The sequence below is a fragment of the Variovorax terrae genome, assembly GCF_022809125.1.
Classification (GTDB): domain Bacteria; phylum Pseudomonadota; class Gammaproteobacteria; order Burkholderiales; family Burkholderiaceae_C; genus Variovorax_A; species Variovorax_A terrae.
Genome location: NZ_JALGBI010000002.1, coordinates 597,177 through 621,614, shown reverse-complemented (window position 1 = coordinate 621,614; position 24,438 = coordinate 597,177). Strand labels below are relative to the sequence as shown.

General features: G+C 69.1%; 22 protein-coding genes. All 22 read right to left on the bottom strand.

What is annotated here, in order from left to right; genetic code table 11:
• Positions 1-2: 2 nt before the first annotated feature.
• Positions 3-674 (bottom strand): pilus assembly PilX family protein, encoded by a 672-nt coding sequence (locus tag MMF98_RS18395; protein WP_243308328.1) that lies wholly within the window; start codon positions 672-674, stop codon positions 3-5.
• Positions 668-1,834 (bottom strand): PilW family protein, encoded by a 1,167-nt coding sequence (locus MMF98_RS18390; RefSeq protein WP_243308326.1) that lies wholly within the window; start codon positions 1,832-1,834, stop codon positions 668-670. The genes MMF98_RS18395 and MMF98_RS18390 overlap by 7 nt, the downstream gene beginning before the upstream one ends.
• Before the next feature lie 9 nt (positions 1,835-1,843).
• Positions 1,844-2,302, bottom strand: a complete 459-nt coding sequence (locus MMF98_RS18385; protein ID WP_243308324.1) for a type IV pilus modification PilV family protein — start codon at positions 2,300-2,302, stop codon at positions 1,844-1,846.
• 1 nt (position 2,303) lies between these two features.
• Entirely contained in the window at positions 2,304-3,005 is a 702-nt protein-coding gene (locus tag MMF98_RS18380) for a GspH/FimT family pseudopilin (RefSeq protein WP_243308323.1), read from the bottom strand.
• Positions 2,954-3,409: a type IV pilin protein gene (locus tag MMF98_RS18375; RefSeq protein WP_279343718.1), complete on the bottom strand. Its 456-nt coding sequence runs from the start codon at positions 3,407-3,409 to the stop codon at positions 2,954-2,956. The genes MMF98_RS18380 and MMF98_RS18375 overlap by 52 nt, the downstream gene beginning before the upstream one ends.
• 5 nt (positions 3,410-3,414) lie before the next feature.
• Positions 3,415-4,755 (bottom strand): hypothetical protein, encoded by a 1,341-nt coding sequence (locus MMF98_RS18365; RefSeq protein WP_243308322.1) that lies wholly within the window; start codon positions 4,753-4,755, stop codon positions 3,415-3,417.
• Positions 4,752-5,708, bottom strand: a complete 957-nt coding sequence (locus MMF98_RS18360) for a DUF6502 family protein (RefSeq protein WP_243308320.1) — start codon at positions 5,706-5,708, stop codon at positions 4,752-4,754. Before MMF98_RS18360 ends, MMF98_RS18365 begins: the two co-directional genes overlap by 4 nt.
• A gap of 332 nt (positions 5,709-6,040) precedes the next feature.
• Entirely contained in the window at positions 6,041-6,469 is a 429-nt protein-coding gene (locus MMF98_RS18355) for a group II truncated hemoglobin (RefSeq protein ID WP_243308318.1), read from the bottom strand.
• A 75-nt stretch (positions 6,470-6,544) separates the two neighbouring features.
• On the bottom strand, positions 6,545-9,064 hold the full coding sequence (locus tag MMF98_RS18350) for an ABC transporter permease (RefSeq protein ID WP_243308316.1): 2,520 nt from the start codon (positions 9,062-9,064) through the stop codon (positions 6,545-6,547).
• Between the two features lie 86 nt (positions 9,065-9,150).
• Positions 9,151-10,035 (bottom strand): formate dehydrogenase accessory sulfurtransferase FdhD, encoded by an 885-nt coding sequence (locus tag MMF98_RS18345; RefSeq protein ID WP_243308314.1) that lies wholly within the window; start codon positions 10,033-10,035, stop codon positions 9,151-9,153.
• Positions 10,036-10,118: 83 nt separating this feature from the next.
• Complete coding sequence (locus tag MMF98_RS18340; protein ID WP_243308313.1) at positions 10,119-10,451, bottom strand: hypothetical protein; 333 nt, start codon at positions 10,449-10,451, stop codon at positions 10,119-10,121.
• 9 nt (positions 10,452-10,460) lie between these two features.
• Positions 10,461-11,660 carry a formate dehydrogenase subunit gamma gene (locus MMF98_RS18335; RefSeq protein ID WP_243308312.1) on the bottom strand — a complete coding sequence of 400 codons (1,200 nt, stop codon included), beginning with the start codon at positions 11,658-11,660 and terminating at the stop codon, positions 10,461-10,463.
• A gap of 12 nt (positions 11,661-11,672) precedes the next feature.
• Complete coding sequence (locus MMF98_RS18330) at positions 11,673-11,876, bottom strand: hypothetical protein (protein WP_243308693.1); 204 nt, start codon at positions 11,874-11,876, stop codon at positions 11,673-11,675.
• Between the two features lie 14 nt (positions 11,877-11,890).
• Complete coding sequence (fdh3B, locus tag MMF98_RS18325) at positions 11,891-12,508, bottom strand: formate dehydrogenase FDH3 subunit beta (protein WP_243308311.1); 618 nt, start codon at positions 12,506-12,508, stop codon at positions 11,891-11,893.
• 16 nt (positions 12,509-12,524) lie between these two features.
• Positions 12,525-15,491, bottom strand: a complete 2,967-nt coding sequence (locus MMF98_RS18320) for a formate dehydrogenase subunit alpha (RefSeq protein WP_243308310.1) — start codon at positions 15,489-15,491, stop codon at positions 12,525-12,527.
• A 17-nt stretch (positions 15,492-15,508) separates the two neighbouring features.
• On the bottom strand, positions 15,509-15,715 hold the full coding sequence (locus tag MMF98_RS18315) for a twin-arginine translocation signal domain-containing protein (RefSeq protein WP_243308309.1): 207 nt from the start codon (positions 15,713-15,715) through the stop codon (positions 15,509-15,511).
• A 201-nt stretch (positions 15,716-15,916) separates the two neighbouring features.
• Entirely contained in the window at positions 15,917-16,534 is a 618-nt protein-coding gene (locus MMF98_RS18310; RefSeq protein ID WP_243308306.1) for a TorD/DmsD family molecular chaperone, read from the bottom strand.
• Positions 16,531-18,618 carry a 4Fe-4S binding protein gene (locus MMF98_RS18305; protein ID WP_243308304.1) on the bottom strand — a complete coding sequence of 696 codons (2,088 nt, stop codon included), beginning with the start codon at positions 18,616-18,618 and terminating at the stop codon, positions 16,531-16,533. The genes MMF98_RS18310 and MMF98_RS18305 overlap by 4 nt, the downstream gene beginning before the upstream one ends.
• Positions 18,545-19,180 (bottom strand): DUF3306 domain-containing protein, encoded by a 636-nt coding sequence (locus MMF98_RS18300; protein ID WP_243308303.1) that lies wholly within the window; start codon positions 19,178-19,180, stop codon positions 18,545-18,547. Before MMF98_RS18300 ends, MMF98_RS18305 begins: the two co-directional genes overlap by 74 nt.
• Positions 19,173-19,730, bottom strand: coding sequence for a DUF3305 domain-containing protein (locus tag MMF98_RS18295; protein ID WP_243308300.1), 558 nt, complete (start codon positions 19,728-19,730; stop codon positions 19,173-19,175). The genes MMF98_RS18300 and MMF98_RS18295 overlap by 8 nt, the downstream gene beginning before the upstream one ends.
• A 41-nt stretch (positions 19,731-19,771) precedes the next feature.
• Complete coding sequence (gene fdhF, locus MMF98_RS18290; protein ID WP_243308298.1) at positions 19,772-22,630, bottom strand: formate dehydrogenase subunit alpha; 2,859 nt, start codon at positions 22,628-22,630, stop codon at positions 19,772-19,774.
• Positions 22,627-24,435: an NADH-ubiquinone oxidoreductase-F iron-sulfur binding region domain-containing protein gene (locus MMF98_RS18285; protein WP_243308296.1), complete on the bottom strand. Its 1,809-nt coding sequence runs from the start codon at positions 24,433-24,435 to the stop codon at positions 22,627-22,629. Before MMF98_RS18285 ends, fdhF begins: the two co-directional genes overlap by 4 nt.
• Between the last annotated feature and the right edge of the window lie 3 nt (positions 24,436-24,438).

Here is a 24,438-nt window from a genome sequence, read left to right as displayed (position 1 = left end):
GGCTACATGGCCACCATGGCCTGCACATAACTCCGGGTGTTGCGTGGCCCCAGCACCTGCACCGTGATGCGGTAATACACCTGGCTGGTGGAAAACAGGTTGACCCGCTGGGCGTCGCAGCTGCTGCCGCCGGCGCAGGTGCCGCCACTCGATGTAGGCGAGGAAGAACAGTCGATGCTGGTGTTGCTGGCATCGCCGGCACCGGTGCACATGCGCTGGATGACGTAGGACACCGTGTTTCCGGCGCTGTCGGCGGGCAGTGTCTTGGAATAGTTGCTGCCGCTCGCCGTCAGGGTATTGGTCCAGAAGTCGGCCCAGGTCGTGCCGCTGGCGGGGTCCTGCCGGTGCGCAATGTAGCCATAGCTGGCCTGGTCGCAGGCCAGGACCGTGCTGCCGACGCTGGTGCTGCAGGTGGTTGCCGTGGTGGAGCTGGCGGCACCATTGTTGGTCTGCAGCCAGGTTACCGCGGCCTCGACGCCGGCATCGGCCGAGTTGGTAGCGGACTGCTGGAACGCCAGGTTCCCCGCGATCATGTTGGAGGTGTAGACCGAGCGCGTGAGGGCGACGGCGGCCATCGTCAGGGCCACCAGCACGATCAGGGCCAGCACCAGCACCACGCCGCCCTGCCGGCGCACCGGGCCGGGCCTTGCCTGCGCATGACGATGGATCAGCATCCTCCGGCCCCCCCCTGGTAGCTTGGCTGCGAGCCCTGCCAGATCGAATTGCGCAAGGGGATGGTGGTCTGCAGGGGCTTGTACCGGTAGTACTGCCAGCTGGTGTTGCCGGTCAGGTCGATGGTGACCGCCGTCGGGTTGGTCGGACTGGTCGCGTTGACGGTGGAGCCGTCCCAAAGCGGAGCCGCCGCGGTCGGCATGGCCTTGTCGTACTGCGCGCTGCGGGCCACTACCGCCACGCGCACCGCCAGCGCGCGCGCCCAGCTGCAGAACACGCTGAGGCCGCTGGTGTCGGCCGCGCTGCCGGGCGTGATCTGATCGTAGGTGCTGACGGCTCCGAGCATGGTGGCACCCGTCGATGCATCGCGCCCATACTGAGCGCGCAGGCTGACGATGTTGCTGGCGATCGGCACCCATACCGCCGAGTTGAGGGTGCCGGTGTAGCTGGTGCTGCCGCAGTTGTAGACCATGTAGTCGCAGACGGTCAGGTTGCCGTTGCGCACGGCGTAGGCCCGGACCACGGGCGCCGGGCCGAGGTTGTAGACGATGCTGTTGATCGCCATGCCGGCCGTGCCCGGCGACACCGCAAGGCTGGAGCCCGTGATGCTGGCGATCTTGTCGCGCGTCAGGTTGCAGGGTGAGGGGCGCGTGGCCACCTGTGCAATCACATAGTCGCCCGCATTGAAGGCGGGCGGCGCCGGCACCGAAACCTGGTAGATGCCGGCCGTGGAGGCCGCGATCATCACATCGCCCTCCGACGGGCTGTTGGAGTTGCCATACATCACCAGCAGGGTGTCGGTGCTGGCATCGCCCGCAGGCACCAGGCTGGTGGCGGGATTGATGGTGGTCGGGGCGATGGCGCTCAGCGTGACGGCCGCGGATTCGCCGCTCGGTGTGTAGCTCAGGCTGCAGCCCAGCAGGTTGTAGGTGCTCAGGCCGTAGCCGGACGCGCGGATGTCGCGCTCCAGGCCATAAAGCGCGATCGTGCCGTTGATCTGCGCATCGTCCCCGCCCGTGGTGGTCCGCTTGCTGGCTTCCGACGAGGCAAAGATCTGCATGATAATGACGACCGCCAGCATGCCGATCACCAGGCCCACCATGATCTCGATCAAGCTGAAGCCGCGGGCTCGGTGCGGATGGCGAATGGGATTCGAAGTCAAGGCCTTCTCCTACTTCACCTGGGCGATGACGACATAGTTGTGCGCCGTGGTCTCTCCCGGCGCGATCCAGTTGACGGTGATCGTCACCTGGTTGGCCGGCGCCGTCACGCCATCGCCAAAGACCACCGTCGGAGACACCGACGACACGCCCGGCAGGCCCGAGGCCTTCACATGAGCCAGCCAGCTGGCGTAGCCCGCGCCGGAGCCGCTGCTACCGTAGACTGTCTGCAGCGTGGCCGCGGTGTGGTCGCTGATCCACATGCGGCTGACCAGATCGTTGGCCTGCAAGGCTGCAATGGAGCGGAACTCGGCCGCCGCGGCCTGCTTGACCGAGGCCGCCTGCAGCCCGATCACGGCGAGGATGCCCACAGAGAAGATCAGGATCGCGGCCAGCGCCTCCAGCAGCATGATGCCGGCTTGCTGGCGAAACGCAGAACGGCGGACGGCGTGGGCGTGCATGTGCTTCATCTCAGCAGGCCATGGCATCGTTGTTGGTGGTGGTGCTGGTCAGGCTCGGATCGCACATGCGGATCTGGCCTGCGGGCATGACCATCACGTTCAGGCATCGCAGCGTGCCCCCGCCCGCCAGGCAGCTCCCCTGGGAGGAACCAACCTGGATGGTCAGCGTTGCCACGTTGAGGGCCGGATTGGTGGTGGCCACCTGGCGGCCCAGACCGTTGAAGCTGACGGCCGACTGCGAAGCCGTCATGCTGATGCTCGACGCGGTCGTGACAGTCGGGCTCAGTTGCAGGAGAAACGGGGTGGTGCTGTCGCTCAAGGCGGTGGCGCACTGCGTGGCCGGCGAGGTCGACGAGGTCAGGTTGACGACCCAGGAGGTTCCTGTGGTGGACAGGACACAGGCATTGTCCAGGGAGCTGGTCAACTGGAAACGCACCGCCGTATTGCGCCGCACGGCTTCGGCCCGCGCGAACTGCAGGCCATTCTGCAGGGACTCCGCCGTGCTTCGGATCTGCGTGTTCCTGATCCACTCCGAAAAAGACGGCGCCGCCATCGTCAGCGCAATGGCCAGCAGCGTCACCCCCACCATCAGCTCGATCAGGCTGAAACCGCGCGACGGCGCACGCCGCCGCGCAGCTCGGATCGGCCGGGTCGGCTGCGTCAGCACACGCCCCCCTTTTTGGTGATCCAGCAGTTGGTGGAACTGGTCCATTTGGCCGGCACGCCAGGGGTTGCCTTGCTGCCGTCCTGAGTGACGGTGTACACAAAGCCGTTCATCGAGCCGGTGCCCGTGGCGGTGACGGTGTAGGTCGCCGCCGTGGAGGACACCACGCAGCTGAACGAGAAATACTTGCTCGAGGTGGTGTCCGAGGCGCCGATGGCACAGGTCGACGTGGTGCCCGTGGCGTAGTAGTTCTTGTTGTCCTGGAACCACTGCTCCATCTTGACCTGCTTGGTCGCGAGATTCGCCGTGGCCTCCGGAATCCGCCCGCGGATGATGTAGTCGGTGTAGGCCGGCAGTGCGATCGCGCTCAGGATACCGATCACCGCCACGACGATCATCACCTCGATCAGGGTGAAGCCGCGTTCGGGTCGGTGCGTGCAAAGGGTTTTCATGGTGTTCAAGCCAGTGAAGGAACGGGCATTCCCAGCATGGCCCGAGGCTGCAGCGGGTTGCCTGTGTGGCCGGCACTGCCCGCTGTATCGGAACTGCATGTCACCTGCGACGCGGTCACCGGCCGGCCCGGCGCCTCGCTCTGCCCCCTGACTTCCACGCGCCGACGGACATCGGCGGGCATGGCGCGGCAAGAGGCGTCCACCACGGCGCTGGCGGCCTGGATGGCCACGCCGCGCAGGATAAAGCCAACGGTGGCGGCAGTCCAGTCGATGCCGCTGGCCTCGCCCTTGACCTCCACCGTGGCCCCCAGCCCCCCCGCCGCCGCGCTGCGCAGAGTCATGTCGCTGGCCACCAGCATGTTGTCGGCCTGGCTCACCTTGAGGCTGGCGAACTCGCCGCGGGCCAGAGCGGCCTCGTCGACCTGGAGCCCCGGCGCCAGCCGGATGCGCATGCCCTGGATCTCCACCACGCGGGTGGCGGGGTCGTAACCCGCGACCAGCCCGCTGAGGATCACCTGCGCGTGCCGGGCCACCTCCTGGAGATCCAGCACGACGCTCTCGACCCGCGTGGCATCGAGGGCGGCATTGCCCAGCCGCCCGCGTGCCACCCACAGATGCGCCACCTGCCCGTTGGCCAAGGCGGGCGGCAGTGGCTGGCTGGGCTGCACCAGCGTGCCGTTACTGGCATTCAGACGGAAGCTGCCGTCCGTGAGCCCGCGCACCACCCCGGCCAGTTGGACGGAGTCGGCCGGCGCCGCCAGTTTCTCCACCCGCGTGGCCACCAGCACGTGGCTGGCCTTGCGTTCGTCGTAGACCCAGGTGCCATGGACCTCGAGTTCGTCGCCAGCCATGATGCGATCGGCTTCCGAATAGCCGGACAGCACGGTGGGCCCGCTGCGGCTCGCATCCTGCTGGCTCTTGACCACGCGCACCCATTGGCCCATGACCTGCATCCAGCCATGGTCATCGATCGCAGAGCTTGCCGGCCCCACCAGCTGCGGCAGCACCTGGATGCTGTCGATCTGCCGGCTGTCGTTGTACACCAGCCGCACCCGCTGACCCAGCTTGAGATCGGCCGTGCGCAACCCGCCGCTGCCATCCGCGGCCTGCGCCGCCACCCCGGAGTCGTCGTACTCGACGCCATCGACGATCACGCTGCCAAAGCCGCTGACCGTGCCTTCGGCCAGGCCGCTGCCGCCGCTGCCCACGCCCGCGGTCGTCATGCCGCCGCCGCAGCCGTGCAGCACGACCGCCGCCAGGCTCAGCCAGGCGCCGAACCGCGTCCACACCGGCCAGCGCCGCGCGATGGCCTCGATGCCATGGCAAAGGAAGTAGACCGCGCTCATGGCGCCACCCCTTCCCCCTCAGACCGCGCAGCGGGCGCTGCCGGCTCAGCCTCCGGCCCATCGGCTGCGGCCGGCTGCATCGGCGCGCTCAGGCAGAACATGCCGAGCCGGATGCGGTGGCTGCCTCCCCGAGGCTCGTCCTTTTCGCACAGGGGCACGGCCGCCTCGACCATGGCCTTCAGCACATCGCGCCACAGGCCGTTGGCCAGCTGTTCCAGCGCCCGGGCCGACTCGGCACTCAATCCGTCGGCGAAAACGCTCTGCTCCAGGAATTTTTTGGCGCCAGGGGCCGTGAGGTTGTGCACGCCCGCGGCAAGGTGGTCGGCCACGCTTTCGGCCAGCAGCTGGCGCGCCTCCTCGTGCTTGGCATCGGGCACGAACGCCTGGCGCCGCAGGCTCACCAGGCCGTCGGCCTCCTCGGCCACGCCCAGCCGCAGCAACTCCTTCAGGAGGGAGCGGGGATGGGTGTCCCGCGACACGGAGCGGACCAGCTCGGTGAAAGACGGCTCCAGCCCCGGGTCGGGGCTGACGAAAGGCAGCGCCTCCGGCCAGCCACTGACCAGCCAGCGCGTCACCACCTCGTTGGCCGGCGTCGAACGTCCCACGGACGGCAGCTCCGGCGCAGCCTCGGACGGCCCCCGGGCCAGCAGCTCCCGCACGTCCTTGCGGTGCAGGCCCGACAGCAGGCTGATCGCCGAGTCCGTCTGTTTGCCGCCGATCTGGGCCAGCTCAGCCTGCGCACATTCCAGGAACAGCGGCTTCAGGGCTCGCGCAAATTCGGCGTAGCCCACGCCCGAGCGCAGCAGCCAGGTCACCAGCGGCCGCATCACGGTCTGCGCCTGCACATCCACGGACCGGCCGGGAAGAAAAGAGGGGTCGTTGGTCACGCCCCGCGGATCGTCGTCTTCGCGCATGGATTCTCGAAAAAAGAGGTGGGCGCCACGGGCAGTCATGTCAAAAAGTATAAATGGGTAATTTTTCCATTTAAAGGACAAACGCCCCGAAACATCAGAAACCAGACAAGCGGTTCTTCTTGACCGCCAAACGGTTCACTCAGGGGCTTGACTGAATCAAGTCAGCATGCAATCAGGTTTCTTGAAAAATAGCTGAGATCGAGCCATCCCGGCTCCGGCTGGAGGCAAGCGGCCCGCGGCGGATGGCGATAGATCAGGCGCAATGGCCCCCCCCCCCCCTGCCGAGGCAGGCTCGGCCGCGAGGGCTCTTCGGAAGGGGTGTACCGCAGACCGCCCAGCCAGGCGGATCGCCTGCGCGTCAGCCGGCAGCCTCAGGCGCTGGCGGCCTGCTCGTGGTGCTCGCCCCGGTTGCGCATCCAGTCCGCCGTCTGGAAGAAGCTCTCGCGCAGCCGCGCGCGCAGCGCTTCGTCCACGCCGGTTTCGCCCATGGCCTGGTCCATGCAGCCCAGCCACTGGTCGCGCTCCCTGATGCCGATGGCAAACGGCAGGTGGCGCGCGCGCAGGCGCGGATGCCCGAAACGCTCGGTGTAGTGCTGCGGGCCGCCCAGCCAGCCGCACAAGAACCAGAACAGGCGCTGGCGGGCGTTGCTCAGCGTGCTGCCGTGCGCGGCGCGCAGGGCGGCGTAGCCGGGCTCCAGGTCCATGAGGTCGTAGAAGCGGTCCACCAGCAGGCGCACGCGCTCTTCGCCCCCGATCCATTCGAAGGGCGTGGCAAAAGGCGGTTTTTCTTGCAGATTCATGATGAAAAGTGGTCGATGTCCTTGTCGGGCGGTCATTTCATGCTATTCAATTCATAGCAACCAACTCCCAAACCTTTATTCAGCGGCCCGCCGCAAGGTGTCCACCACGGGGCGGCGCAGCACCTCGCGCAGGCCCCACCAGCCGGCGGCTAGCGCCAGCACGGCGCCCGCCAGCGCGCCCGCCACGGGCACCAGCGGCGAGGCGGTCCAGGTGAACTCGAAGGCATAGCGGGCCAGGGCCCAGCCCACCGCCATGGCCACGAGGCTGGCCAGAAAACCCGCCAGCAGGCCGACGCCCGCCAGTTCGGCGCGCTGCACCTGGCGCAGCAGGCTGCCCCGGGCGCCGACCGCGCGCATGATGGCGAACTCTCTCGCGCGCTCCTCGCGCGTGGCCGTCACGGCGGCGAACAGCACCACCAGGCCGGCCGCCAGCGTGAAGCCGAACAGGAACTCCACGGCGCGAATCACCTGGTCGAGCACGCGCTGCACCTGGGTAATGGTGCTGGTCATGTCCACATTGGTGATGTTGGGAAAAGCCCGCACCAGGGCGTTGTCGAAGCCCTTGGTGTCGGGCGCCTTGAACGCGCCCAGGTAGGTGGCGGGCACGTTCTCGAGCTGGCTCACCGGGTAGATCACGAAGAAGTTGGCGCGCATCGAGCCCCAGTCCACCTTGCGCAGCGAGGTGATCCTGGCATCCATCTGCTGGCCGCCGATGTCGAAGCGCAGCGTGTCGCCCAGGCGCAGGCCCAGCGTCTTGGCAATGCCCTCCTCCACGCTGATGGCGCCCGCCTCCTCCGGCGCCCAGCGGCCGGCCACGATCTCGTTGTGCGGCGGCTGCGCGGCGCTGTTCGACAGGTTGAACTCGCGGTCCACCAGCCGCTTGGCGCGGTCTTCGGCATAGTCGTCGGGCGTGACGGTCTTGCCGTTCACGGCCACCAGCCGGCCGCGGATCATCGGGTACCAGTCGAACTTCTTCACGCCGCCGTCGCGCAGTGCCCGCTGGAAGGCATCGCTCTGCTCGGGCATCACGTTGATGACGAAGCGGTTCGGCGCATCGGGCGGCGTGGCCTGGCGCCAACTGCTGATGAGGTCGGTGCGCAGCAGCACCAGCAGCACCAGCGCCAGCAGGCCCACCGCCAGCGCGCTGACCTGCACCACCGCATAGGCCGGGCGCGCCGAGATCTGGCGCGTGGCCAGCACCAGCCAGCGCGGCGCCGTGGCCTCGTTGACGCTCGCGCGCAGCAGCTTGACCGCCAGCCAACTCAGGGAGGCGAACACCGCCACCGCCGCGGCAAAGCCGCCCACGGCGATCAGGCCCAGCATCAGGTCGCTGCTCACGGCCACCAGCAGCGCCGCAAAGCCGGCCACGCCGATGCCCAGCACCGCCAGCGAGGCGGGCTTGAGGCCGCCCACGTCGCGGCGGATCACGCGTAGCGGAGGCACCTGGGCCAGCTGCAGCACCGGCGGCAGGCCGAAGGCGAACAGCAGCGTGAGGCCGATGCCGAGGCCGAACGCCACCGGCCACAGGCTCGCCGCCGGCAGCGCGGCCTCCACGAGGCCGGCCAGCAAGGCCACGAACACGTAGTGCACGGCGAAGCCCAGCGCCACGCCCAGGCCGCTGGCGAACAGGCCGATCAGCGCGAACTCGAACGCATAGCTCAGCGCAATGGTGCGCTGGCTCTGCCCCAGCACGCGCAGCATGGCGCAATCGTCCAGGTGGTTGGCCGCAAAGCCGCGCGCGGCCAGCGCCACCGCCACCGCGCTCAGCAGCGCCGCCAGCAGCGCCACGAGGTTGAGGAATTTCTCGGCGCGGTCCAGCGTCTGCCGCATCTCGGGGCGGCCGCCTTCCAGCGACTCGACGCGCACGCCGCGCACCTCGGGCTGCTTGGCCTGCTCCGTCGCCCACAGGGAAAAGCTCCTGACCTCCCGCTCGGGGCCGGCCACGGCAAAACGCCAGGTCAGGCGGCTTGCCGGCTGCACCAGATGGGTGGCGTCCAGGTCGCCACGGTTGATCATGACGCGCGGCGCGAAGCTCATGAAGCCGGCGCCGCGGTCGGGTTCGACCACGATGATGCGGCCGATGCGCAACTGCGCATCGCCCAGCAGCAGCGAGTCGCCCATCTTCAGGTCCAGGGCATCGAGCAGGGGCGCATCGATCCAGGCCTCGCCGCGCGCCGGGATGTCGCGCGTGGCCGCGCCGGGCAAGCCGGGTTCGGACGCCACGCTCAGGTTGCCGCGCAACGGGTAGCCGGCCTCCACCACCTTGAGCGCCACCAGCTTGCTGGCGCCGCCCTGCGCATCGCTGGCCCGCCCCATGGTGGGGAAACCGATCGTGGTCACGCCCTGCAGCCCCTGCGCGCGGGCGCGGTCAATGAAGGCCTGCGGTGTCGGGTTGTCGCTGGACACCACGGCGTCGCCGCCCAGCAGCTGGCGCGCATCGCGCTGCAGGCCGCCCTTGAGCCGGTCGGCAAAGAAGCCGACCGCCGTCAGCGCGGCCACGGCCAATGTCACGGCCACGATCAGCAGGCGCAACTCGCCCGCGCGCAGGTCGCGCCACAGCGTGCGCCAACCCAGGCGCCAGGAGGAAGTCTTCATGGGCGCTACCTTAGCTCAAATCACTTGGCCTGCCAGGCCCCGGGGCTTCAGGGCCTGTCACGCTCTCCCAGAACGCTCTGACGGTCTCAGGCCGCGGCGCGCAGCTTGGCGCCGGCCAGCTCGGGCTGCAGCCGCAGGCGCTGCGCCCCCGAGTAGCAGAGGAAGTGCCGGTTCGTCGCCCGGCCGATCGCGCACAGGCCGAGCCGCTGCGCGACCTCGTGCCCCATCTGCGTGATACCGCTGCGCGAGACCACGACGGGCACGCCCATCTGCGCCGACTTGATGACCATCTCGCTGGTGAGCCGTCCCGTGGTGTAGAACACCTTGTCGCCGCCCTGCATGCCGGCAGCCGGCGAGGGCCTCTCAGCGCCGGGCGCGGGGGCCTCGTCCTGCAGCCACATCCAGCCCGCGATGGTGTCGATCGCGTTGTGGCGGCCCACGTCCTCCACGAAGATCAGCATCTCCTCGCCGCGGAACAGGGCGCAGCCGTGCACCGAGCCGGCCGACTTGTAGGTGCTCTCCTGCAGGCGGATCGCATTGACGATGCCGTAGAGCTGCGCCTGCGTCAGCACGGCCTCGGGCAACTGGATGGCATCGACCTCATCCATCAGCCCGCCGAACACGCTGCCCTGGCCGCAGCCGGTGGTGATGACGCGCCGGGCCGTGCGCTCCTTAAGGCGCTCGATGCCCGAGCGCGTCTTGACGGCCGCGGCGCCGACCTCCCAATCGACCGTGATCGACTCGATCTGCCCGGCCGACCGCACCAGCCGCTGGTTGCGCAGATAGCCCAGCACCAGCAGTTCGGGGTAGGCGCCGAGGGTCATCAGCGTCACCAGCTCCTGCTTGTCCACGTAGACGGTGAGCGCTCGCTCGGCGGGAATGGAAATCGTCTCGCGCTCGCCATGCTCGTTGACCACGTCGATCTCGCGGGTCAGCGGCGCGCGCGCCTGGGTCAGTGCGGGCAGATGCATGGGGCGAGACTACTGCAAAACGCAGGGCCGCCGCGCGGCGTGGCCTTGGGCCAGCCCCTCAGCATGGGGGAAGCCCTCGCAGCTCAGGGCATCTTGCCCGGCGGCGACGGAGCCACTGGCGCTGCCGGCGGCTTGGCCTCGGGCGGCACGTAGGCGAATGGCCCGGGATCGGCACAGGCGGGTGTGGCCGCGGGCGGCTTGGCCTCCTTGCCCTGGGCCTTGGCGGCCTTGAAATAGGAGGCCGCCACCTGGTCCTGGGCCTTGCAGAGCTGCCAGGCGTCCACCTTGCCGCTCCAGGCGGTCTTGGCCGCGGCTTCGGCCGCCTTGGCCTTGGCCTCGTCGCTCAGGGGCGGCAGCTTGGCCAGCGCGGCGGTGGCGGCCAGTGCGCACAGGACGGAAATTGCAAGCGTCTTCATGGTGTCCCCTCAAACCTGCACCGGCGCGCCGCCGGCTGCCTGCGCGCCCTCCGCGCTGCGCTGGGCCGGAATCCTGCCGGCCTGGATGTCGTCGTACCAGAGCTCGTGGTGCTCCCTGGCCCAGGTCTCGTCGACGTAGCCGGTTTTCATGCCCTGGTAGGCATCGTCCATGCCGATCGTGCCGAGGTAGATATGCCCGAGGAACAGCGCCATCATGAGCACGGTGGCCGTGGCGTGGACCATGTGGCTCACCTGCATCACGCCGCGCGTGTAGTCGATGCCGGGAATCAGCTTGTCGAGCATGAAGCCCGAGCCCACCACCACGATCCCCAGCGCGAACACGCCGCCCCAGAACACCAGCTTTTCGCCAGCGTTGAAGCGGTGCGACGGCACCTCGCGCCCCGACAGCATGCCCCCGCCCTTGAGCAGCCAGGTCAGGTCCTCGCGGCGCGGCAGGTTGTCGCGCAGGAAGGTGAAGAACACCACCACCAGCGACACCGCGAACAGCGGGCCCGCGAAGTTGTGCAGGGTCTTCAGCGCATAGGCCAGCCAGCCGAACAGCGCGCCGCCGATCACCGGCTGCAGGAAGAACTTGCCGAAGGCCATGACCAGCCCCGAGATCGCCAGCACGCTGAACGCGATGGCATTGACCCAGTGGGCAGCCCGCTCGAAATAGGTGAAACGCTCGATCACGCGGCCGGTCTTCGCCCCGTGCAGCGCCATCGGGCCCTTGGTGGCATAAAACAGGCCGATCGCCACCACCACGATCAGCAGCAGCGAGCCGCCGTAGGGAATGATCCACTGGTTGCGCACCTGCCGCCAGGCCTCGCCGGCATTGGTCAGGCGCGAGCCCGGGTACTGCACGAAGGGCTGGATCAGGACGCCGGCCTCGGGCGCCTCGCGCATGGGCAGGCTGCTGTAGCCCGCGGTGCCCGAGTTGACCTGGCGCCACATCGGCGCGTTGTTGCCGGGCTGCACCTTGGCACGCTCGGCATTGGTCTGGCTCGCATAATTTGGCTCGGAACTGGCGTCTGGCTTGACCTCGAAGATATTCTGGCCCTGGATGCCGCCCGTTGCAGCAGGCGCTGCCGGTGCGGCCCCTGCCGGTGGCGCCTTCGCATCCGTGGCCGGCGCGGCCACGGATTGCGCCCAAGCCGATGCCAGCACGCTGCTTGCTACCAAAACAATAGCTGCCATCGCTTGTTTCATAAGGACTCCAGCTCAGTTTGTCTTGTTGTACTCGTTCTGGCCGCGTTGCATCCGGGCCTTGATTTCCTGTTCCCAGCTGGTTTTGTCACCGGGCTTCCAGCCGGCAGCCGTGAAGTTGCTGCCGGTGCCGGCATAGGCCGGGGCGCCATGGTGGCCGCCCCCGGCGGTTTGCGGTTTTTCGGTACAGGCGGCCAGCGCCAGCAGGGCCGCCGCCATAAGCAGTGCGCGGCTCACGATTTGGCTCCGCCCGGCTGGCCGGCCTGCTTCGAGCCGTAGGCCGTGCCCCAGCCCCAGACCTCGGCGCCCTTGCCGCGCTGGACCACGCGGTTGCGGAAGATGTCGGCCACCACGTCGCCATCGCCGGCCAGCAGGGCCTTGGTCGAGCACATCTCGGCGCAGGCCGGCAGCTTGCCTTCGGCGAGGCGGTTGCGCCCGTATTTCTCGAACTCGGCCTCGCTGCCGTGGACTTCCGGGCCGCCGGCGCAGAAGGTGCACTTGTCCATCTTGCCGCGCACGCCGAAAGTGCCCTGGGCCGGGAACTGCGGCGCGCCGAACGGGCAGGCGTAGGAGCAGTAGCCGCAGCCGATGCAGACGTCCTTGTCGTGCAGCACCACGCCTTCTTCCGTGCGGTAGAAGCAGTTGACCGGGCAGACCGCCATGCAGGGCGCGTCCGAGCAGTGCATGCAGGCCACCGAGATCGATTTCTCGCCGGGCACGCCGTCATTGAGCGTGACCACGCGGCGGCGGTTCACGCCCCAGGGCACCTCGTTCTCGTTCTTGCAGGCGGTGACGCAGCCGTTGCATTCGATGCAGCGCTCGGCGTCGCAGATGAATTTCATTCGTGCCATTGCGGTCTCCTTGGCCTCAGGCCTTCTCGACGTTGCAGATCGTCGTCTTGGTTTCCTGCATCATGGTCACGCTGTCGTAGCCATAGGTGGTCGAGGTGTTGATCGCCTCGCCGCGCACGATTGGCGCCGCGCCGGCCGGGTAGTAGGCCAGCAGGTCGGCGCCCTGCCAGCGGCCCGAGAAGTGGAAGGGCATGAACACCGTGTCGGGGCCGACGCGCTCGGTCACCAGCGCCATCACCTTGAGCTGCGCGCCGGTCGGCGTGCGGACCCAGACCTGCTCGCCGTTGCGGATGCCGCGGTCGGCCGCGGCCTTAGGGTTGAGCTCGATGAACATGTCCTGCTGCAGCTCGGCCAGCCAGGGGTTGGAGCGCGTTTCCTCGCCGCCGCCTTCGTACTCGACCAGCCGCCCCGAGGTCATGATCAGCGGGAATTTCTTGTCGAGCCCGTCGGCGATGTTCTTCTGCTGAATCGTCTTGTACAGCGTGGGCAGGCGCCAGAACGCCTTCTTGTCGTCGTGTGTCGGGTACTTCGCCATCAGATCCGGGCGCGTGCCGTACAGCGGCTCGCGGTGCTGCGGAATCGGGTCGGGGAAGTTCCACACCACCGCGCGTGCCTTGGCGTTGCCGAACGGGTGGCAGCCGTGGTTCTGCATGAAGACGCGGATCATGCCGCCCGAGTTGTCGGTCTTCCAGTTCTTGCCTTCGGCCTGCGGCTTCTCGGCCTCGGTCAGCTCATCCCACCAGCCCAGCTTCTTGAGCAGGATGTGGTCCAGCTCCGGGTAGCCGGTGGTGATGTCGGCGCCCTTGGAATAGGAGCCGTCCTCGGCCAGCAGGCTCTTGCCATCGCGCTCCACGCCGAAATTGGCGCGGAAGTTGCCGCCGCCTTCCATCACATGCTTCGAGGTGTCGTACAGGTTGGGGGAGCCGGGGTGCTTGAGCTCCGGCGTGCCGTAGCAGGGCCAGGGCAGGCCGAAGTAGTCGCCCGCGAGGTCGTAGCCGGTGTCCTTGTCCTTGCCGCCCTGGGCCTTGAGCGTCTTGACGTCGAACACGTTCATGTTGCGCATGTGCGCCTTCAGGCGCTCCGGGCTCTGGCCGGTGTAGCCGATGCTCCAGCAGGTCTTGTTGATCTCGCGCAGGATGTCCTCGGGCATGGGTTCGTCCATGCCCTTGACCTTCTGCATCTTGTAGTTCTTCGACAGCTCCTTGGCGAAGCCCAGCTTCTCGGCGAACTGATGCATGATCATGTGATCGCTGCGGCTTTCCCACAGCGGCTCGATCACCTTCTCGCGCCATTGCAGCGAACGGTTGGACGCGGTGCACGAACCGCTGGTCTCGAACTGCGTGGCGGCCGGCAGCAGGTAGACCGCCCGGTTGGGGTTCAGGTCCTCGGCCTTGCCCGGCATCGCCGCCATGGCGGCCGTGGCCGAGGGGTAAGGGTCCACCACCACCAGCAGGTCCAGCTTGTCCATGGCGCGCTTCATCTCGAGGCCACGCGTCTGCGAGTTCGGCGCATGGCCCCAGAAGAACACGCCGCGCAGGTTGGAGTCCTGGTCGATCAGCTCGTTCTGCTCCAGCACGCCGTCGATCCAGCGCGAGACCGTGATGCCGGGCTTGCCCATCATCGCGGGCGAGGCATAGCGGCCCTTGATCCAGTCGAAGTCCACGCCCCAGCCCTTGGCGAAATGCCGCCACGAGCCTTCCACCAGGCCGTAGTAGCCGGGCAGCGAATCGGGGTTCGGGCCCACGTCGGTCGCGCCCTGCACGTTGTCGTGGCCGCGGAAGATGTTGGTTCCGCCGCCGGACTTGCCCACGTTGCCCAGCGCCAGCTGCAGGATGCACGAGGCGCGCACGATCGCATTGCCCGTGGTGTGCTGCGTCTGCCCCATGCACCAGACCACCGTGCTCGGACGGTTCTGGCTCATCATCGTGGCCACCTTGAGCACGGTGGCCTCGTCCACGCCGCAGGCCTCCTGCACCTTGTCGGGCGTCCACTTGGCAAGCACCTCGGCCTTGACCTGCTCCATGCCGTAGACGCGGTCGTTGAGGTACTTCGTGTCTTCCCAGCCGTTCTTGAAGATGTGGTACAGCAGGCCGAACAGGAACGGGATGTCCGAGCCCGAGCGGATGCGCACGTACTCGTCGGCCTTGGCGGCCGTGCGGGTGAAGCGCGGGTCCACCACGATCAGCTTGCAGCCGGTTTCCTTGGCGTGCAGCATGTGCAGCATGCTCACCGGGTGCGCCTCGGCGGCGTTGGAGCCGATGTACATCGCACACTTGCTGTTCTGCATGTCGTTGTACGAATTGGTCATCGCGCCGTAGCCCCAGGTGTTGGCAACGCCGGCGACCGTGGTGGAGTGGCAGATGCGGGCCTGGTGGTCGCAGTTGTTGCTGCCCCAGAAGCTCACGAACTTGCGCAGCAGGTAGGCCTGCTCGTTGTTGTGCTTGGAGGAGCCGACCCAGTACACGGCATCGGGACCGCTGGCCTTGCGCAGCTCCAGCAGCTTGGCGCTGATCTCGTTGAGCGCCTGATCCCAGCCGATGCGCTCGTACTTGCCGTTGACCAGCTTCATCGGGTAGCGCAGGCGGAACTCGCCGTGGCCGTGCTCGCGCAGCGCGGCACCCTTGGCGCAGTGCGCGCCGAGGTTGATGGGCGAGTCGAACACCGGCTCCTGGCGCACCCAGACGCCGTTCTCCACCACGGCGTCGACCGCGCAGCCCACCGAACAGTGGCTGCAGACCGTGCGCCGCACCTCGATCTTGCCGTTGCCCAGGCCCACGTAGGGGCGTTCGGCGGCCTGGGCCTTCTTCACCAGCGTGAGCTGGGATGCGGCCATGCCGACGCCGACGCCCAGGCCCGAGCGGCGCAGGAAGGCGCGCCGGTCCATGGTGGGCAGCGCCTGCGACAGGCCTCGGCGCAGGCTGTGCACGAACGCGGACGAGGCCCCGTCGCCGTGGACGCTGCCGGTTTTCTTGGTGAGCAACATGGCCGCGCTCCGGGAAGTTAAACGAGGGTGGTCTTGTAGTAGCGCTTGACGTGGTCCGTCAGGCTGTAGCCGCCGCCTCTTTCAGGCGCCGGCCGGGGTTCTGGCTCTACCGGCGCGGGCGCCTGGATGCGGGGCAAGGCGGTCACCGCTGCGGCGGCAGCACCTGCGGCTGCGGCACCGACGAAGAACCCTCGCCGGGAGGGTTGGGGCTGGCTGTCCTGCATGCTGGTCTCCAGGAGGGGCTGGCTGCTTATGAACTGATTTGCATACTTACTTCAGCTACTCTAGTCGAGCCCGGCCCTGGCCGCAATGGGCGGGGCCGGAAAACCCGGCCTGCCGCACCTAGGGTAAACATGGGTTCGTGGCCAGTGGCTGGCTTTTTGTACCGAAAAGTATCAACTCCGCGAGGCACCGCCCGCGCCGGATCAGTCCAGCATGTCGAAGCCCTGCGACTCCACCTCGGCGAAGGCCCGTGTGAACACCGCGAGCGCAGCGTAGAAGCGGGCCTTGGGATGGGCGGCGATGGCATTGCACATCGGCACGATCCAGGGCTGGAGGTGGTCGCCGAAGAACTCGCGCTGGCGCGCCAGGTTGGCCACCTCCACCTCGTCGCCGGCAATGAGATAGCGCATCACCTCGCACAGGTAGGCCACATGGTCCTCGGTTTCGGGCATGGCTTCGTCGCGCGCCAGGCCGAGGCCGGCCAGCGCGCCGCGCAGTTGCGCCAGCGGCTTCTCGTTGAGGAAGCCGCTGAGGTAGTGCGAGCCGAACAGGTAGACCTCGGGCTTGCCGACGCCGCCGAACAGCGCGTCGTATTCGCGCGCCACCGCCTCGTCCGCCATGTCGCGCGCCACGGCCACCAGGGCGCGCCAGGGCTCTTCGAGAAAGGCGCCGGCGGCCGGGGCCTCGGTGGCCGCCACCCGCAGCTGCGCCAGCAGCGAGGCCGGCGGCGGTGCGTAGTACAGAAGCGCCAGCAGGCCGTAGAGTTCGGCGCGCGCGGTTTCTTCGTCCAGCGCCGAGGTGACGGGAGGGCGTTGCGTCATAGGTCGGTGATCCGGGTTTCGTTCTGTGCGGTGTGCAGGTCGATCACCCGGCAGTCGCCGCACATGCGCAGCCGGTCCTGCGCGGCGCCCTGGAACATCGCATGGCCCGACAGCCGGCCGACCATCGCCTCGACCGCCTTGAGCGTGCCGAACGGCTTGCCGCAGCGGATGCAGGCATAGGGCTGGGCCTCGTTGAGCACCCGGGCCTCCTTGCGCTGCGGCGTGAGCAGCAGGCGCGGCCGGAGGGTGATCGCCTGCTCGGGGCAGGTGCTGGCGCACAGGCCGCACTGCACGCAGTTCTTCTCGATGAAGCGCAGCTGCGGCAGCTGCGGGTTGTCCTGCAAGGCGCTGGCCGGGCAGGCGCTCACGCAGCTCAGGCACAGGGTGCAGGCGTTCTTGTCGATCTCCAGCGTGCCGAACGGCGCGCCCAGGCCGGCGGGGCCCGCGGGCAGTGCAATCTGCTCGGCGGGCTGGCCGGGCGCCTGCGCCACCAGGTGGTCCAGCGCCAGGTCCAGCGTGCTGCGTTTCTCCTGCGCCACGGCGAACCGCGCGGGCACGCGCGGGCCCTGGGCCGGCGCCGCCGCGGCCGCCTGCAAGGCCGCATCGAGCGCCTCGGGCGTGTTCGCGCGCAGCAGCCGCAGATGGATGCCGCCGTAGCCCAGGCCGCTGAGCAGGGCTTGAGCCACCGCCATCTGGGCTTGCAGGCCAGCCAGGTAGGCGGGAGCCTCTTCGTCCGTGGTCAGCACCGCCACCTGCGAGGCGCCGAAGGCGAGTGCGCTCAGCCACAGGTCCAGCCCGGTGCTGGCGGTGTGCCACAAGGCCACCGGGATCACGTTGGCCGGCACGCCCTGCACCTTCTTGAGCTTGAGCTGCGCGGCGCGCCCCAGTTGCTCCACCAGGGCCCGGCCGCGCTCCTGGCTGTGCAGCAGCAGCACGGCATCGCGCCCGCCCGCGCCGGCATAGGTGGACAGCAAGGTCTTGAGCTTGAGGCCCTGCTCGCCGGCACGCGGGTAGGCATAGGTCAGCGCGCCGGTGGGGCAGACCGTGGTGCAGGCGCCGCAGCCCACGCACAGGTGCGGATTCACCTGGATCTGCTGGCGCGCCTTGTCGCTGCTGACGGCCTGCGCCGAGCAGACGTCGATGCAGGCGTTGCAACCCACCTGCTCGTTGCGGCTGTGGGCGCAGAGCTTTTGCTTGTAGACGAAGAACTTCGGCTTCTCGAACTCGCCGACGCCGTCGCGCAGGCGGATCAGCGTGGCAGGCTCGGTGCCGCGGAAATAACCCTGCGGCGGCGCGTGCAGGTCGATCAACGGCGTGGCGCCGAGGTCCAGCACCAGGTCGAACGGCTCGCGCTGGCTGCGCGGCGCCCGCTCAAAGTCGATGGCGCCGGCCACCTGGCAGACCTTGACGCAATCGCGATGGGCAGTGCATCGGCTGCCGTCAATCTGGTAGTCCAGCCCGATGGCGCCCTCCGGGCATGCGGCCACGCAGGCATTGCAGCGGGTGCACAGGTCGAGGTCGATCGGGTTGTCGTTCGACCAGCTGAACTCGAAGGCCCCGAGCCAGCCCGTGAGGCGGGGCGCGGTGCCGCCCAGCACCGGGTAGCGGCGCTCCTGCGCGCCCTGCCCGCCCAGGGAAAAGATCGTCACATCCAGCCCCTCGCCCAGCAGGTCCGCCGCGCGCTCGGCCTCATCCAGCCGGCCGACGATCAGCAGCCGCCCTGCACTCTTGTAGGTGACCGTGGGCACCGGCTCCGGCTCGGGCAGGTGGGCGGCCGCCAGCAGCGCGGCCAGCTTGGGGCCGGCCTTGGCGGCGTCGCGGCTCCAGCCGCCGGTCTCGCGGATGTTGACGAACCTGATCGCCGACACCGCGCCCTCGGTCTGGGTAGCCAGTTCGGCGAACAGCCGCTTTTCCTGGGTGCAGGCCACCACCACGTCGTCGCCCGACTGGATGGCTTTCTGGAAGGCGCCGGCCTCGCGGCGGCACAGCGTGGAATGCAGCGTCAGGTCTTCATGAAGCGCTTCGCCGATCGCTCGGGGCTGAAGCGGCATCGTCTGGTTGCAGTCGCAAATCAGCGTGGGCATCGTGGTCTTGGCTTGCCGGCAAAACAGGATTCACCAGCGGGCTAGGAAGTTCATTGCATACCCCCGACTGTGCCACGTCCGGGGCCGGGAGTGTCTGGGCATCAACCCCAGCATCCGGGCCTTCGGGGTCTTTCGCCGGCGCCTCGTCGTCCACCAGGCCCAGGGCCTTGGCGCTCGCCATCTGGCGCAGCGCGGCCAGCGGCAGCGGGTCGGGTTGCGAGTAGTCGTCGATGTAGACATCGAGCCGGTCCATCACGTTGAAATGCGGATCGGCAAACAGCTTCTTCATCGCGGCATTGCGCACCTCGGGCGCCACGCCGCGTGCGACAAAGGCCTTGAAGTCGGAGGCGGGCGTCAGCGCCTGCACGTCGTCCAGCGTCAGGGCCGGCGCGGCGGCCGGCAGTTCTGCGGCGGGTGCGGCCGGCGGCGCGCTGCCGCTCGTCGAGAGCTGCACCGGCACGGCCTCGGGGGCCTGCGGCGCAAGGGTCTCCTCAGGCGCGGCCTGGCCGCTGCGCGCCTCCTGCTTGCGGCGCGACCAGCGTCCCAGGAATCCGTCAGCCATGACCGCCGCCGTACTTCTTGGCCGTCGTCACCGAGGCCGGATTGCCGAAGCGGTCGAGCAGCGGCTTAAAGCTCTGCGGACGCTGGCGCCGCTTGGGCTCGGGCACATGGTGCTCGTCCACGAAGGCCTGCAGCCAGGCCACGACGGCGGCCGGCGCGGGCACCTGCTCCACCGTTTCCTGGGCATCGAGCCAGCGCCCCGCGTCGTGGTAGCTGAGCGTCACGATCTGGGGCCGGGCCACGGGTTCGTCCGACAGCGCCGCTTCTTCTTCCATGCGCCACAGCACGAACCAGCAGGGGGCCGGCGTGGTGGCGTTGAGGTAATAGCCCTCGGCATCGTCGCTGAACAGCTCCACCGTGAAGCCCGGATGCAGCCAGCGCTGCCCGTGCTCGTCGCGGTAGAGGCAGCGCGGCTCGCTGCCGAAGGCGTCTTCCTGCGGCACCACGTCATCGAGCACCCAGCGCCAGGTCTGCCAGCGGCTCATGGCGCCCTGGATGCGCTCCTGGCGCATCACCACGGCAACCTGGACGGAGGGATGGGGCGAGGTCATGATGGCCCCACTGTACTACCGCCCCCGCAAATGCCCCCGCGTCAGGCCACCGCCCCCGCGCCGTAGCCCGCCGCGCGCACGGGCACGCCGCCGCGCTGCACCGACACCGCGCAATACTTGAACTCGGGGATCTTGCCGAACGGGTCGAGCACCGGGTTGGTCATCAGGTTGGCGGCCGCCTCGTAGTAGGCGAACGGGATGAACACGGCGCCGCACGGGGTGCCGTCGTCGCGCCGCACATGGATGGCGACCTCACCACGGCGCGAGCGCACGGTGATCACGTCGCCGGCCTCCAGGCCCAGGGTGTCCAGATCCTGCTGGTTCATGGAGGCCGTGGCCATCGGTTCGATGGCGTCGAGCACGCTGGCGCGCCGCGTCATGCTGCCGGTGTGCCAGTGCTCGAGCTGGCGCCCCGTGATCAGCACGAAGGGGTAGTCCGTGTCGGGCCGCTCGGCGGCCGGGATGATGTCGGCCGGCACCAGTTTCACGCGGCCGTCGGCGGTTGCGAAGCGGTCGATGAAGACCGTGGGCTGGCCGGGATCGTCCGCGTCCAGGCAGGGGTAGGTGACGCTGGACTCGCGCTGCAGCCGCTCCCAGGTGATGCCCGAGATCGCGGCGTGCATGGCCTGGCGCATCTCCTCGTAGACCGAGGCCACGCCCGACTCCTCGCCTTCGTAGTTCCAGCGCAGCCCCATGCGCTGCGCGAGCTGCTGGATGATCCACAGATCGGGCTTCGCCTCGCCGGGCGGCGCGACGGCCCGCCGGCCGAGCTGCACCATGCGGTCGGTGTTGCTCACGGTGCCGGTCTTCTCGGGCCAGGCCGTGGCGGGCAGCACCACGTCGGCCAGCCAGGCGGTTTCGGTCATGAAGATGTCCTGCACCACCAGATGCTCCAGGCTGGCCAGCGCATGGCGAGCGTGGTTCAGGTCGGGGTCGCTCATGGCGGGGTTCTCGCCCATGATGTACATGCCGCGCACCTTGTGCGGATCGCTGTCGGGCGCCAGCGCCTTGTGCATGATCTCGACTACGGTGTAGCCGGGCGCCCGATCCAGCGGCATGCCCCAGAACTGCTCGAACCACTGGTGCGCGCCGGCGTCGTCCACGCGCTGGTAGTTCGGGAACATCATCGGGATCAGCCCGGCGTCGCTCGCGCCCTGCACGTTGTTCTGGCCGCGCAGCGGGTGCAGGCCCGAGCCGGGCTTGCCAATCTGGCCCGCCACCGTGGCCAGCGCGATCAGGCAGCGCGCGTTGTCGGTGCCGTGCACATGCTGGCTCACGCCCATGCCCCAGAGGATCATCGCGCCCTGGGCCGTGGCGTAGGCGCGCGCCACCTCGCGCAGCGTCTCGGCCGCAATGCCGCAGATCGGCGCCATGGCCTCGGGGCTGTAGCCGCGGACGTTCTCGCGCAGCGCCTCGTAGTTGCTGGCGCGCTCGCGGAGGAAGGCCTCGTCGGCCAGGCCTTCCTCGATGATGGCGTGGATCAGCGCGTTGAGCATGGCCACGTCGGTGTCGGCCTTGAACTGCAGGGTGCGCCAGGCGTGCCGGCCGATGTCGGTCACGCGCGGATCGGCCAGCACGATCTTCGCGCCGCGCTGCGCCGCGTTCTTCATCCAGGTGGCCGCCACCGGGTGGTTGGCCGTGGGGTTGGAGCCGATCACGAAGATCAGGTCGGAGTGCGCCACGTCGTTGACCTGGTTGCTGACCGCGCCCGAGCCCACGCCCTCGAGCAGCGCCGCCACGCTGGAGGCGTGGCACAGCCGCGTGCAGTGGTCCACGTTGTTGCTGCCGAAGCCGGTGCGCACCAGCTTCTGGAACAAATAGGCCTCCTCGTTGCTGCCCTTGGCCGAGCCGAAGCCGGCCAGCGCCTTCTTGCCATGGGTGTCGCGCAGGCGTGCGAGCTCGCCCGAGGCCAGGGCCAGCGCCTCGTCCCAGCTCGCCTCGCGGAACACCGCGCCCCAGTCGCCCGGGCGCGGCGCGGCGCCGGGGTCCTTGGGCACGCCGGGGCGGCGGATCAGCGGCTTCGTGAGGCGCTGGGGATGGTGCGCGTAGTCGAAGCCGAAGCGGCCCTTGACGCACAGCCGGCCGTGGTTGGCCGGGCCGTCGCGGCCGTCCACGCTCACGATGCGCTCGTCCTTGACGTTGTAGGTCAGCAGGCAGCCCACGCCGCAGAACGGGCAGACCGAATCGACCTGCCGGTCCACCACCTGGGAGCCGATCCGGGTCTTGGGGCTGAGCGCGCCCGTGGGGCAGGCCTGCACGCATTCGCCGCAGGCCACGCAGCTGCTCTCGCCCAGGGCGTCGCCGAGGTCGAACACGATCTGGCTGTGCTCGCCGCGCAGCGCATAGCCAATCACGCCGTTGACCTGCTCCTCGCGGCAGGCGCGCACGCAGCGGTTGCACTGGATGCAGGCGTCGAGGTTGACGGCCATCGCGGGGTGCGACGCATCGGCCGCAGGCGGCTCGCGGCGCAGCGCGCGCAGTTCGGGGCGCACCGCGATGCCGAGCCGCGCGGCCCAGGCGCTGAGTTCGCCGTGGGGCTGCGCGGCGTCGCCGTCGATCCACCGGTAGCCCTCGTCGGGCATGTCGGACAGCAGCATCTCGACCACCAGCTTCTGGCTCCGGAGCGCGCGCTCGCTGCGGGCCTGCACCTGCATGCCGGCGGTGGCCGTGCGGCAGCAGCTCGGCGCCAGCGTGCGCTCGCCCTGGATCTCGACCACGCAGGCGCGGCAGTTGCCGTCGGGGCGGTAGCCATCCTGGTAGCAGAGGTGCGGAATGTCGACGCCGTGGCGCCGGGCCGCCTTCAGGATGGTTTCTCCCTCGAAGGCCTGCAGCGTCCGGCCGTCGAGCGTGAAATCGACGCTCTGCGGTGCCAGCTCGGCCGATGAGGCGGGGGCGTTCATGCGACCTCCTGCGGAAAATACTGGAGAACGCTGCGGATCGGATTCGGCGCGGCCTGGCCCAGGCCGCAGATCGAGGCATCGCCCATCACCTGCGCCAGATCGTCGAGCGTGGCCCGGTCCCAGCGCGGCGCCTGCATCAGCGCCGCCGCCTTGGCCGTGCCGACGCGGCAGGGCGTGCACTGGCCGCAGCTTTCGTGCGCGAAGAAGCGCATCACGTTGAGCGCGGCATCGCGCGCGCGGTCGTGCTGGCTTAGCACCATGACGGCGGCCGAGCCGATGAAGCAGCCATGGGGCTGCAGCGTGTCGAAGTCCAGCGGCACGTCGGCCAGCCGCGCCGGCAGGATGCCGCCCGAGGCGCCGCCGGGCAGGTAGGCGTAGAGCTGGTGGCCGTCGAGCATGCCGCCGCAGTACTCGTCGATCAGCTCCCGCGCCGTGATACCGGCCGGCGCCAGCTTGACGCCGGGCCGCTTCACGCGCCCGCTCACGCTGAACGAGCGCAGCCCCTGGCGCCCGTGGCGGCCGAAGCCGGCGAACCACTGCGGGCCTTTCTCGACGATGTCGCGCACCCAGTACAGGGTTTCGAAGTTGTGCTCCAGCGTGGGCCGCCCGAACAAGCCGACCTGCGCGATGTAGGGCGGGCGCATGCGCGGCTCACCGCGCTTGCCCTCGATGCTCTCGATCATCGCGGACTCCTCGCCGCAGATGTAGGCGCCGGCGCCGCGGCGCAACTCGATGCGCGGCAGCGCGCACGGCGGGTCGGCCTGCAGCCGCTGCAGCTCGCGCTCGAGCAGGCGGCGGCAGTCGTGGTATTCGTCGCGCAGGTAAACGTAGCAGGCCTCGGTGCCCACCACCTGGGCCGCGATCAGCAGGCCTTCGAGGAAGCGGTGCGGGTCGCGCTCGAGGTAGGTCCGGTCCTTGAAGGTGCCGGGCTCGCCTTCGTCGATGTTCACGGCCATCAGGCGCGGCGCCGGCTGCTCGCGCACGATGCGCCACTTGCGCCCGGCGGGAAAGCCCGCGCCGCCCAGGCCGCGCAGGCCCGAATCCTCCATGGCCCGGAGCACCGTCTCGGCGTCTTCCTCGCCGTTCACCACGGCCGCCGCCAGCGCGTAGCCGCCGTGGGCGCGGTAAGTGGCGTAGTCCGTGCAGCCGGGCAGCGCCTGCACCGGGTCCGGCGCGGGCGGGACGCTGCGCTGCGCCAACTCGGACGCTACAAAATTGATAGCTGCAAACGACCGCTGCACCTGGACATCAGGCACTTTTCCCTCTGAATCCAGGGTTTCAAGCAGTTTTTCGACCGTGGCGAACGGCACCGCGCGCTGCTGCACCGCCGCGGCCGGCGCCTGCTCGCAGCGCCCCAGGCAGGGGGCCGCCAGCACGCGCACGTCGCGCCCGCCCAGCAGCGCGGGCAGGCGCTGCAGCAGGTCCTGCGCGCCGGCCAGCTCGCAGGCCAGGCTGTCGCAGACCCGCACGGTCAGGCCCGGCGCCCGCGCGTCACCGCGCAGGATCTCGAAGTGGTGGTAGAAGCTCGCCACCTCGTAGACCTCGGCCATCGGCAGGTTCATCTCGGCCGCCAGCGCCACCAGGTGGCGCTCGTGCAGGCCGCGGTAGTGGTCGTTGAGGGCGTGCAGGTTCTCGATCAGCAGGTCGCGCCGGGCCAGCGCCTCGGCGCTCACCAGGGTGCGCACCTCTTCTCGCGCGCGGTCCTCGGGCTGGCGGCCCTTGAGCTGGCTCTTGCGGCGGATGCGGGCGCGCAACTCGTCCGGCGTGGCCCGCCCCACCACCGGGGCTTGTGCAATGTCGTTCATAGG